Genomic DNA, 12,385 nt, shown 5'->3' with positions numbered 1-12,385 from the left:
GGTGATGGCAATGACTATATTGACGGCGGCGAAGGCAACGACTTCCTGTCAACCGGGCTGGGTAACGACACGCTGGTCGGCGGTGAGGGCGACGATACACTGCAAAACTCAGCGGGTGACGACAGCCTGGTTGGTGGTACCGGCAACGACAGCATTATTGCGACTGATGGCAATGACACGCTGGAAGGCGGCGATGGCAACGACACGTTGTACGGCGGCAATGATAACGATGTGATGGCAGGTGGCGCCGATGCCGACCTGATGTACGGCGAGGCCGGCAACGACAGCATGGACGGCGGCGACGGCGACGATGTGATGGACGGCGGGTCAGGGGCGGATACCCTGATCGGCGGTCTCGGTGCGGATACCATCTCTGGCGGCGATGGTGACGACTACATCGAAGGCGGCGACGGCGACGACAGCCTGACGACGGGGCTGGGTAATGACACGCTGATCGGCGGCGCTGGCAATGATACTCTCAGAAACTCGGCTGGCGACGACAGTCTTGTCGGCGGGGCCGGGGACGACAGCATTGTTGCAACGGATGGCAATGACACGCTGGAAGGCGGCGACGGCGCCGACACGATGTATGGCGGCAATGATGACGACCTGTTGATCGGCGGCAGCGGGGCGGACCTGATGCATGGTGAAGCCGACGCTGATACCTTCGAAATGTCGGACGGGTTTGGCAATGACACACTGACCGGCGGCGAGGCCGGGAATGACTATGACACTGTCGACATGTCCGGTGTTACCACAGGGGTCACCGTCACCTACACGGGAGATGAGGCCGGCACCATCACCGACGGTACCGACACGATCACCTTCTCGGAGATTGAGGCGCTCAACCTGACGGATCAGGCGGATGTGGTCGACGCTTCTGCTGACAGCGCCGGTACTGTGATTGATGCGGGTGCTGGTGATGATACCGTGGCTTTAGGGGCCGGTGACGACTCGATCACCAGCGGCATTGGCTATGATGAATTGATCCTGAGCAGTGGCGGCGGCACTGATACGATCACCGACTTCAGCATCGCTGATGATGACCTCGACGGCTTCTATAATGACCAGTTGGACGTCTCCGACCTGACAGGCGGCACCGGACCGGCCGGTGCCGTACGGGCCTGGGACGTTTCTGTCAGCGATGACGGGCTCGGCAATGCCCTTCTCACCTTCCCGAGCGGTGAAAAGCTTGTTCTGCAGGGGGTAACCCCGGCGCAGATGACGACTGCGCAGCAGATGTATTCCGCCGGCATCCCCTGCTTTACGCCTGATGTCTTGATTGCGACGCAGCGCGGTTCGGTTCCGGCCGGGCGGATACGGGTTGGCGATATGCTTCAGACCGCCGACAATGGCTATCAGCAGGTGATTTGGACCGGCAGCCGGACCCTGAGTCCGGCAGATCTGGCCCGGCGTCCGCATCTAAGACCCTACCGGCTACGCCCCGGCGGCCTGCTGTGTCCGGAGCGGCCGATGCTGGTGTCCCCGCAGCACCGGTTGCTGATTGGCCGCAAGGCTTTGGGCAGGGACAGGCAGTTTGACGAGAGCTTCCTGTCAGCCAAGCTTCTGGCAGAATTGGACACCAGCTGCGTCCAGGTGCCCGGTGAAAGCGGGCCGGTCACCTATGTGCACCTGATGACAGAGCAGCACGAAGTGATCTTTGCAGAAGGCATTGCAACGGAAACCTTCTGGCCGGGGCCGGTGGCTGTCCGTGGATTGCACACCGAAGGCAGGCGTGAGCTGTTTGAGCTGTTTCCTGGTCTGACCTCTGCTATCGGCCTTTCCGGGCCAACCGCGAGGAGTCAGGTGTGCAAGGCTTATGGCGGGCTTGCACGCTATGCCATGAAGCGGTGCGATTTGCGGAACCTGCCCGTGTCTTGAATGTTTTCAGAGACTCTGGAACCCGGAAGCTGCCAACGGGTGGCTGACAGGCGTTCCCGCAAGCAAGAGTTTCAGTCCCGCCATCTGAACGGATGGCGCATTGATATTGTTCTTGCCTGCCAGCTCTGCCGTGTGATCGGGCTGGGTATTGAAGTTTCGGCGATTTGAGCGGATATGTTGCGGAGTATTTGAATTGGATTTTCGGAATTGAGCCGGACCTGCCGCAGGGGGCGCATAGGTGCCTTGCATCGAGGCCGGACGGTGCGCTGAAGGCGCCGGCATTCTGATCCGCACCATTTTGCCTGTTTGGGCAGCAGATTTTGGAGTTGTTCATTGGATCATTCAGTCAGCCAATCCTTGTTTTCAGACCCTATTGATCAGCAGTCTTCTGACAGGTTGCGGGACATGGAAATTGCGGTGCAGCGGACGCATGAGGGGCTTGTCCGCTGGCAGGTGGATTGTTTCGAACAGTTGAGCGGCGTCTCGCTGTCAGGCGCTGAAGTCACCTTGCTGCTTTTGATCGCAGCAGGCGGCCGCGCAATCTCGATCAAGGAAATGGCCAGGATCACCAATCGCGTGGATATCCCTAATATCCAGTATTCCTTGCGCAAACTTGCCTCAGCCGGGCTGACCCAGAAGCAGGGCGCGGGCCGCTCCGGTGTGTCCTACAGCCTCACCGAGAAGGGCAGCCGGACTGCCGCGGAGATGCGGGCTGCCCGCGAAAACCTCCTCGCAGGAGCGTTTGCTGATCATGCCGGTATGATGGTGCAGCTTCAAGGCGCCTTGGCGGTTCTGGAGGAACTGACCGCGCTTTACGGATCCGCGGGGACTTCTGCCGACCCCGTTAACCAGGACTGAACGGCTAACTGTTCCATTGTGCCAAGTGGTAAGACGGGCTTAAGGTTCTTTTATGATCGAACTCAAGGACCTGACGCTGCTGACTGCGCTGGCACGGCACAAGCATTTCGCCAAGGCCGCCGCCGATTGCGGCATGTCTCAGCCTGCGTTCTCCATGCGGATCAGGAACCTGGAAGAGCGGCTGGGCCTTTCCATCGTGCGCCGGGCAAACCGTTTTCAGGGCCTCACCGAAGAAGGCATGATGATCGTGCGCCGGGCACGGTCTATTCTGGACGATGCCAAGGCGCTGGAGCAGGAGATTGCCGCAACCCGCGGTGAAGTGAGCGGCACACTGGTTCTGGGGGTGGTTCCGACGGCCACCGCCTGGGCGGCGCAGCTGGTGGACCAGGTGCATCAGGCCTATCCGCGGATTCTGGCGCAGGTGGAGGTTACTACCTCGCTGGCTATCCAGCAGCGGCTGTATGATGGTACAATTGATGCCGGAATTACCTATGCCGACAGCATGGGCCGGGAACTGGTGACGGTGCAGCCTCTGTACGAGGAAAGTTATGTGCTGCTGGCGCCGGAAGACATGGTGGCGGAGCGTGGCGATACGATCAGCTGGGGGGAAGCTGCCGACCTGCCGCTGAGCCTGCTTGATCAGCAGATGCAGAACCGCCGGATTCTGGACCGGATCTTTGCCGATCTGGGGCTGAAGCCGGAGATCGTCTCCGAATCCAACGGCTTCATGGCGTCGATGGTTCTGGCGCGGGAAGGCTCGGCTGCGACCATCCTGCCGCGGGCGCTGATGCAGGCGCTGGGCGAGCTTGGTGGCACCCGGGTTCTGGCACTGGTGGAGCCAGAGCAGGCGCGCCCGATCTGCATCGCGACTCTGGACCGGACCCCGGAACTCACAACTGTGCGCGCTTTGAAAGAGGTAGTTGCGACGTTTGTAGACGATAGGATGCCGCAAATGGCGTCATAAGATTTTCTGATCGTGCAATCCAATTTCCAGATTTGACGATATTCATTCTTGATGGCATTGGCTGAATGAAAGACGTGCTGACTGGAGGATCCCATGGCACCATTGGATGATAGCAAGGGCGTATGGAAGTCCGGCAAAGGCAAGGGCCGCAAGACGCCCAAAGGCCGCCAGGTCGACGACATTGCGCTGAGCGAGGTTCAGGACCTGCTGGGGGACCGCCCGCGCAACCGTGACCTCTTGATTGAGTTCCTGCACCTGATTCAGGACAAATACGGCTGCCTCAGCGCCGCGCATATCCGGGCGCTGGCCGAGGAAATGCGGACCGGTCAGGCAGAGATCTATGAGGTCGCCACCTTCTACGCCCATTTTGATGTGGTGAAGGAAGGCGAGGCCCCGCCGCCGGCGCTGACCATCCGGGTCTGCGACTCGCTGTCCTGCGAACTGGCAGGCGCCCAGCAGCTGCAGAAGGCACTGGAAGACGGTCTGGACGCTTCCCAGGTCCGCGTGCTGCGCGCGCCCTGCATGGGCCGCTGCGACACCGCCCCGGTTCTGGAAATTGGCCACAACCACATCGACCACGCGACCGTGGAGAAAGTGGAAGCGGCGATTGCGGCAGACGACACCCATGCACACGTGCCCGAGTATGAAACCTTCGCTGCTTATGAAGCGGAAGGCGGCTATGCCACGCTGAAAGACCTGCGTGCCAATGGCGACTGGGAAGCGGTTCAGGCGAAAGTCAAAGAAGCCGGCCTGCGCGGCCTGGGCGGCGCTGGCTTTCCGTCCGGCACCAAATGGGGCTTTGTGCGTGCCAACGAAGGCCCGCGCTATCTGGCCGTGAACGGTGACGAAGGCGAGCCCGGCACATTCAAGGACCGTTACTACCTGGAGCGCACCCCGCACGTCTTCCTGGAAGGCATGCTGATTGCGTCCTGGGCGGTCGAGGCCGAGAAAGCCTTCATCTACATGCGCGACGAATATCCGGCGGTGCTGGAGATCCTGCGCCGCGAGATCAAGGCGCTGGAAGACGCCGGCATCGTCGAGGCGGGTTACATCGATCTGCGCCGCGGGGCAGGGGCCTATATCTGCGGTGAAGAAAGCGCGATGATCGAATCGATCGAAGGCAAGCGCGGCGAGCCGCGCCACCGTCCGCCGTTTGTGGCGCAGGTGGGTGTCTTCGGGCGCCCGACCCTGGTCCACAACGTCGAGACCCTCTACTGGGTCTGCAAGATCAATCGCGAAGGCCCGGAATGCCTGAACTCGGTTGAAAAGAACGGCCGCAAGGGTCTGCGCAGCTATTCGGTGTCGGGCCGTGTGAAGAACCCGGGCGTGCACCTGCTGCCCGCCGGTTCCACCATCACCGACATCATCGAAGCCAGCGGCGGCATGCTGGACGGACACGCCTTCAAGGCCTATCAGCCGGGCGGCCCCTCCTCGGGCCTGCTGCCTGCGTCGATGAATGAAGTGCCCTTGGACTTCGACACGCTGCAGCCGCATGGCACCTTCATCGGTTCCGCTGCCGTGGTGGTCCTGTCCGATCAGGACTCCGCCCGCGACGCGGCGCTGAACATGCTGCGCTTCTTCGAAGACGAAAGCTGCGGCCAGTGCACTCCCTGCCGGGTGGGCTGTGAAAAAGCCGTCAAGCTGATGAGCGAGAAGAAGTGGGATCAGGGCCTCTTGGAAGAGCTGAGCACCGCAATGGTCGATGCCTCGATCTGCGGCCTCGGCCAGGCTGCGCCGAACCCGATCCGCCTGACCATGAAACATTTTCCGGATGAGGTCTGAGCCATGAGCGATAAAGTCACATTCACACTCGATGGCGAACAGGTCACGGCGGACAAGGGCCTGACCATCTGGGAAGTCGCCAACGGCCGCGGGCTGAAAATCCCGCACCTGTGCCACAAGCCGCAGCCGGGTTACCGTCCGGACGGCAACTGCCGTGCCTGCATGGTGGAGATCGAAGGCGAGCGCACGCTAGCCGCCTCCTGTATCCGCGAACCCGCAGAGGGCATGGTCGTCACCACCAACAACGCGCGCGCCGAAAACGCCCGCAAGATGGTGATGGAACTGCTGGTGGCCGACCAGCCCAAGAAGGAAGAGGCGCACGACAAGTCCTCCCACATGTGGGACATGGCAGAGCTGAACGGCGTGACGGAATCCCGTTTCCCGAAACTGGAAGAAGGCCGCATCCCGCTGCTGGACGACAGCCACGTCGCCATGAAGGTGAACCTGGACGCCTGTATCTCCTGCGGCCTGTGCGTGCGCGCCTGCCGTGAAGTGCAGGTGAACGACGTGATCGGCATGGCCGGCCGCGGCCACGATGCTTATCCGACCTTCGACATTGCCGACCCGATGGGCCAGTCCACCTGTGTCGCTTGCGGCGAGTGTGTGCAGGCCTGCCCGACCGGCGCGCTGATGCCCGCAACCGTGCTGGACGAAAACCAGGTCGGCGACAGCAAAGACTATGATTCTGAAACCGAAAGCGTCTGCCCGTTCTGCGGCGTCGGCTGCAAGGTCTCGCTCAAGGTCAAGGACGGCAAGGTCAAGCATGTCGAGGGTATCAACGGCCCGGCAAACGAAGGCCGCCTGTGCGTTAAGGGCCGCTTTGGCTTTGATTACATCCACCACCCGCACCGCCTGACCAAGCCGCTGATCCGCCGCGACGACGCGCCGGCCAAGGGCCTGAACGTCGATCCCGGCAACCTGTCGACCCATTTCCGCGAAGCATCCTGGGAAGAGGCGATGGATCTGGCCGCCAAGGGCCTGATCAAGCTGCGGGATGAAAACCCGAAATCGGTCGCGGGCTTCGGCTCGGCGAAATGCACCAATGAAGAGGCCTATCTCTTCCAGAAGTTCATTCGCCAGGGCTTTAAGCACAACAACGTCGACCACTGCACCCGCCTGTGCCACGCGTCCTCGGTTGCGGCGCTGATCGAAAACGTCGGCTCCGGCGCTGTGACCGCAACTTTCAACGAGATTGAAAACGCGGATGTTGCGATTGTGATCGGCTCTAACCCGATCGAGAACCACCCGGTGGCTGCGACCTACTTCAAGCAGTTCACCAAGCGCGGCGGCAAGCTCATTGTGATGGATCCGCGCGGCGTCGGCCTGCGCCGGTTCGCGACTGAGATGGTGCAGTTCCGCCCCGGCGCTGACGTGTCGATGCTGAACGCGATCATGAGCGTGATTGTCGAGGAAGGCCTGTACGACCAGGAGTACATCGACAAATACACCGAAAACTGGGAAGCGGAAAAACAGCATCTGGCGCAGTTCACGCCTGAGAAGATGTCGGAAATCTGCGGCGTCTCGCCTGAGCAACTGCGCAGCGTGGCCCGCATCTTTGCGGGCGGCAAGGCCGGCCTGATCTTCTGGGGCATGGGCGTCTCCCAGCACATTCATGGCACCGACAACTCGCGCTGCCTGATCTCGCTGGCGCTGATGACGGGCAATGTGGGCAAGCCGGGCGCCGGCCTGCACCCGCTGCGCGGCCAGAACAACGTGCAGGGCGCCTCCGACGCAGGCCTGATCCCGATGTTCCTGCCGGACTATCAGACCGTGACCTCGGATGATGTCCGCAAGAGCTTCACCGATGTCTGGGGCGGCGGCGACTTCTCGAACGAGAAGGGCCTGACCGTGACCGAGATCGTGGACGAGGCCTATGCCGGTAACATCAAGGGCATGTACATCCAGGGTGAAAACCCGGCGATGTCGGACCCGGATGCGGACCATGCCCGCGACGCCTTTGCCAAGCTGGAGCTGATGATCGTTCAGGATATCTTCCTGACCGAGACGGCGAACTATGCCGACATCATCCTGCCGGCCTCGGCGCTTTATGAAAAGAACGGCACCGTGTCCAACACCAACCGTCAGGTGCAGCGGGTGCGCCCCGCGGTGGCGCCTCCGGGTGAAGCGCGCGAGGATTGGCAGGTGACTGTCGAGCTTGCGCAGCGCATCGGCCTGCCGTGGGACTACAAGGATGTCAGCGAAGTCTTTGCCGAGATGAAACTGAACATGAAGTCCCTGAACAACATCACCTGGGAGCGTCTGGAGACCGAGACCATCACCTACCCGTCGCTGCATGAGACCGACCCCGGTCAGGCGATTGTGTTCGGTGACGGCTTCCCGCGCCCCGAGGGCCGCGCCCGCTTTACCCCGGCATCGGTGATCCCGCCGGATGAAGCACCGGATGCGGATTACCCGATGATCATGACCACCGGCCGTCAACTGGAGCATTGGCACACCGGGTCAATGACTCGCCGCTCCAAGGTTCTGGATGCGGTGGAGCCGGAGGCGAACTGCTCGCTCAACCCGCGCACGCTCAAGCTGATGGGCATTGAGCCGGGCGAGATGATCCGCCTTTCGACCCGCCGCGGCTCGATTGAGATCATGGCGCGCGCCGACCGGGCAATTGCCGAGGATATGGTGTTTGTGCCGTTTGCCTATGTGGAGGCGGCGGCCAACATTCTGACCAACCCGGCGTTGGACCCCTACGGCAAGATCCCTGAGTTCAAATTCTCGGCGGTGAAGGTCGAGAAGATCGAAGGGCAGATCGCAGCCGAGTAATCCGGCAGATCTGCTTGAGAAAATTGAGCGGGCGCGGACCCAAAGGTTCCGCGCCCGTTTCTTGTGGTGACGCCTTGCGGGTCCTGGATGCTTGGACACAAGTGGTGCCGAGCTGTTTCGCTTTGGGCCTTGCCTGAAGCGACCCGCGTCGCGCATTTCAAAGAAAGTTCAGCGGCCTGCCCCTATCGGTGCCGGGCAAGGAAGCGGTCAAGTTCCCGCTGCTCGGGGCTGGTGCCGGTGAAGACTTTGATCCAGCCGGGCATAAGTGAAATCCGGTATTCCGTGCTTTCGTGCACCTGCATCGAGATATAGCCAATCTGGGTGTAAATCATCGCCCGGGCCCTGATCAGCGCGTCCGCCTTCGGATAGCCGAAGCGCACGAACATTTTGGTCAAGGCTTGCTCCCGGCGGGCGTCGGCCAGGTCCAGCCTTTCCTGCAGGCTGCTGTCGTTGCGTGCCCAGTTGCGGATGGCGAGGTCCAGCCGGGCGTCAAAAAGTTCCGGGTCGATCCAGCAGTCGAACAGGTTGAACATCGCCTCTGCAACGCTCTCCGCATAGGCCTCGGTGCGGGCCACCAGATTGCCGGTATTCCGTTCCTCCCAGCGCCGCACCATCGCTTCCAGCAACTCCTCGCGGTCTTTAAAGTGCCAGTAGAAACTGGTGCGAGATACGCCAAGCCGCTTGGCCAGCGGCATCACCTTCACCGCTTCCACTCCGCTTTCAGTCAGCACCTCATAAGCGGCTTCCAGCCAGTCTTCTTCGCTGAGCCGAGGGCGGGAAATGTCCTGTGTGTCCATGCGTCAGCCATAACAGCGGGGCAGGGCAGGCGCAACTTTTCTTGACAGGTATGAAAGTTTTGTCGACATATGTGTCAGGATGGGCGGGAGACTCGCCGCCAAGCCATGACATCGTGCCAGGAGACCCCCCATGTCCAAGGATCCTCTGCTGCAGCCCTACCAGCTTAAGCCTCTGACGCTTCGCAACCGGATCACGACCACCAGCCATGAGCCCGCCTATCCGGAGGATGGCATGCCCAAGGAGCGTTATACCGCCTATCACGCGGAGCGGGCTAAGGCGGGGGTGGCATTGACGATGACCGCCGGGTCTGCTGCGGTCAGCCGCGACAGCCCGCCGGTGTTCAACAATATCCTCGCCTACAAGGATGAGGTGGTTCCCTGGATCCGTAACCTGACCGATCAGGTGCATGAGCACGGCGCGGCGGTAATGATCCAGCTCACGCACTTGGGCCGCCGGACCGGCTGGAATAAGGGTGATTGGCTGCCCTCCGTCAGTTCCTCACGCCACCGCGAGCCTGCCCACCGCTCGTTCCCGAAACTGGCAGAGGATTGGGATATCACCCGCATCATCTCCGACTTCGCCGATGCGGCGGAGCGGATGAAGGAGGGCGGTATGGACGGGATCGAACTGCAGGTCTACGGTCACCTTCTGGATCAGTTTTGGTCGCCGCTGACTAACGATCTGGACGGGCCATATGGCGGCCAGACGCTGGACAGCCGGATGAAGTTTCCGATGGATGTGCTGCAAGCGGTGCGGAACCGGGTCGGCGGTGAGTTTATCGTGGGCCTGCGCTACACGGCAGATGAGGTGGAAAAGGGCGGGATCACTCCGGAAGAAGGGCTGGAAATCTCCAAGCGGTTGGCGGACAGCGGCATGGTGGACTTCCTTAACGTGATCCGTGGCCGCATCCACACCGACCCGGCCATGACCGATGTGATCCCGGTGCAGGGTATGAAGTCAGCGCCGCATCTGGATTTTGCCGGAGAAGTAAAGAAGGCAACTGGCATGCCGACCTTCCACGCCGCACGCATTCCGGATGTGGCCACTGCGCGCCATGCGGTTGCCAGCGGTCTCCTGGATATGGTGGGCATGACCCGCGCCCATATGGCCGACCCGCATATCGTGAAGAAAATCATGGAGGGGCGAGAAGATGACATCCGTCCTTGCGTCGGTGCCACCTATTGCCTGGACCGGATCTATCAGGCGGGGGAGGCGCTGTGCATCCACAATGCAGCCACCGGGCGCGAACTCACGATGCCGCACCAGATCACCCCGGCTGAGACGCGCAAGAAAGTGGTCATTGTCGGCGCAGGCCCGGGAGGGCTGGAAGCCGCGCGGGTAGCCGCCGAGCGCGGCCATGACGTTACCGTGTTTGAGGCCGCGGCGGAGCCGGGCGGTCAGGTGCGTTTGACTGCGCAGAACCCTCGCCGGGCAGAGATGATCGGCATCATTGACTGGCGCATGGCGCAATGCGCGGCCCGGGACGTGGCGTTCCGCTTCAATACCTAGGCTGAGGCCGATGATGTGATTGCGCTTGATCCGGACGTCGTCATCGTGGCGACCGGAGGTATTCCCTGCATGATGCTGCATGAAACCGTCAGCGACCTTCCCCACGCGGTGTCCAGCTGGGACATCATCTCCGGCGATGTTAAGCCGACGGGGCATGTGCTGATTTATGACGAGAGCGGCGACCACCCGGGTCTGATGGCAGCAGAAGCGGCGGCCAACTCGGGCGCAAAAGTAGAGGTGATGACCCCCGACCGGACCTTTGCCCCCGACATCATGGGAATGAACCTGGTTCCATACATGCGGGCGCTGCAGGACAGGGTTGTAGCGTTCACGGTTGCCCGCCGCCTCCAGGGGGTGACCCGCAGCGGCAACAGGCTGACGGCGTCCATCGGCACCGATTACAGCGGACACAGCTATCAGGCGGAGTATGACCAAATTGTCCTGAACTATGGAACCCTGCCGCTCGACGATCTCTATTTCGCGCTCAAGAACGCATCGCTCAACCACGGTGAAGTGGACCAGAATGCGCTGATTGCCGGTGGGCCGCAAACGATCCGCTCCAATCCAGAGGGCCGGTTCCAGCTGTTCCGCATCGGCGATGCGGTTTCTGCACGCAACACTCACGCGGCGATTTTTGATGCGCTGCGGCTGGTGAAGGAGATCTGATATGCGTTTGGGATTCTTGGGGTGCGGAACCATTGCTTCCGCTGTCGTGCGCGGCTTGGCTGGCAAGGGGCATCAGATCACGGTATCGGAACGCAGCGCCAGCCATTCCTCCGCGCTTGCTGAGGCGTACGATGAGGTGGCAGTGGCAAGCAACCAGGAAGTGATCGACGCCAGCGATGTGGTGTTCCTTGGCTTGATGGCGGAAACCGCCGAGGACATTTTGAGCAGCCTGGCTTTCCGTGACGATCAGCAAGTGATCTCCTTCATGGCGGGGGCGGATCTGGATCAGGTCTCCGGCTGGGCTGCACCGGCCAGAGCTGCTGCCGTCATGATGCCTTTCCCTGGTATTGCGCAGGGCGGGTCTCCAATTATGCCTCTTGGCGACACTGAACTGCTTGGCCGGATCTTTGAGCCGGACAACCTGGTCTTTGTGCTTGAGGACGGTGCGGAGCTGAAGGCCTATCTGGCGGCGCAGGCAGTGTTATCGCCGGCGGCGCGGCTGGTTGGGGACGCGGCTGACTGGCTTGGGCAGCGGGTTGCCGATCCCGCGCAAGGAGAAGCTTTCCTGCGAATGCTGCTGTCCACCAGCCTGCAGGTGTCAGGCTGTTCGGAGCTGATCGAAGCGCTGAACACGCCCGGCGGGTTTAATCAGCGGCTGCGGCTTTACATGGAAGAAGCCGGGATGCGTGAAGACCTCGCAGAGGGGCTGGACAAACTTGAAGGCTGAACGGCTTGTTCGGCTGAGCGCCCTTCTTTTTCTGGCCCTGCGCTTGCCAGTGCTTAAGCGGTCCAAAAACCCGACATCACCCGGAACGCCCAGCCGGACTTAGTCCGTAGGATCTGTTCCTGGTGCCCAGGGGGGTGTGCTTATTGGCGGTCATTTTGATTCCGGGCCGGGGCTGGGTTTAGCGATTCCGGTTGTTGAGTCTGTGGATATGTTTGCCTGGTTTGTGGGTAAGTGGGGCGGATTGCTGATTTGAGGGTTCTGGTTTGGGTTTCCTGGTGCCCAGGGGGGTGTGCTTATTGGCGGTCATTTTGATTCCGGGCCGGGGCTGGGTTTAGCGATTCCGGTTGTTGAGTCTGTGGATATGTTTGCCTGGTTTGTGGGTAAGTGGGGCGGATTGCTGATTTGAGGGTTCTGGTTTGGGT

At 61.4% G+C, this 12,385-nt stretch carries 7 protein-coding genes and 1 pseudogene; 7 read left to right on the top strand and 1 reads right to left on the bottom strand.

What is annotated here, in order from left to right:
* The 5 genes from A9D60_RS21910 to fdhF all read left to right on the top strand — a co-directional run.
* Window positions 1-1,881: Hint domain-containing protein (locus tag A9D60_RS21910; protein WP_175393012.1), on the top strand; the 1,881-nt coding region annotated here is incomplete at its 5' end.
* Window positions 1,882-2,286: 405 nt separating this feature from the next.
* Window positions 2,287-2,739, top strand: coding sequence for a winged helix DNA-binding protein (locus tag A9D60_RS21905; RefSeq protein ID WP_254656768.1), 453 nt, complete (start codon window positions 2,287-2,289; stop codon window positions 2,737-2,739).
* Window positions 2,740-2,791: 52 nt separating this feature from the next.
* Window positions 2,792-3,703, top strand: a complete 912-nt coding sequence (locus tag A9D60_RS21900) for a LysR family transcriptional regulator (RefSeq protein ID WP_065269561.1) — start codon at window positions 2,792-2,794, stop codon at window positions 3,701-3,703.
* Window positions 3,704-3,796: 93 nt separating this feature from the next.
* Window positions 3,797-5,485, top strand: coding sequence for an NAD(P)H-dependent oxidoreductase subunit E (locus A9D60_RS21895; protein ID WP_065269560.1), 1,689 nt, complete (start codon window positions 3,797-3,799; stop codon window positions 5,483-5,485).
* 3 nt (window positions 5,486-5,488) lie between these two features.
* A complete protein-coding gene (fdhF, locus tag A9D60_RS21890; protein WP_065269559.1) occupies window positions 5,489-8,263 on the top strand; it encodes a formate dehydrogenase subunit alpha in 2,775 nt (924 codons plus the stop codon).
* 182 nt (window positions 8,264-8,445) lie between these two features.
* Here the strand turns inward: fdhF and A9D60_RS21885 are convergent, their stop codons facing one another.
* On the bottom strand, window positions 8,446-9,060 hold the full coding sequence (locus A9D60_RS21885; RefSeq protein WP_065269558.1) for a TetR/AcrR family transcriptional regulator: 615 nt from the start codon (window positions 9,058-9,060) through the stop codon (window positions 8,446-8,448).
* Between the two features lie 130 nt (window positions 9,061-9,190).
* Between A9D60_RS21885 and A9D60_RS21880 the strand changes: the two are divergent.
* Together A9D60_RS21880 and A9D60_RS21875 are read left to right on the top strand one after the other, a co-directional pair.
* A pseudogene (locus tag A9D60_RS21880) lies at window positions 9,191-11,236 on the top strand (oxidoreductase).
* A gap of 1 nt (window position 11,237) precedes the next feature.
* The gene (locus tag A9D60_RS21875) at window positions 11,238-11,963 is read left to right on the top strand and encodes an NAD(P)-binding domain-containing protein (protein WP_065269557.1); all 726 of its coding nucleotides are present in this window, start codon (window positions 11,238-11,240) and stop codon (window positions 11,961-11,963) included.
* The last annotated feature ends 422 nt before the right edge of the window (window positions 11,964-12,385 follow it).

Origin of the sequence: Leisingera sp. JC1, assembly GCF_001679925.1 — a bacterium.
Classification (GTDB): domain Bacteria; phylum Pseudomonadota; class Alphaproteobacteria; order Rhodobacterales; family Rhodobacteraceae; genus Leisingera.
Note: the sequence above shows the minus strand (reverse complement) of the source record. Positions and strands in the feature narration are given on the sequence as shown.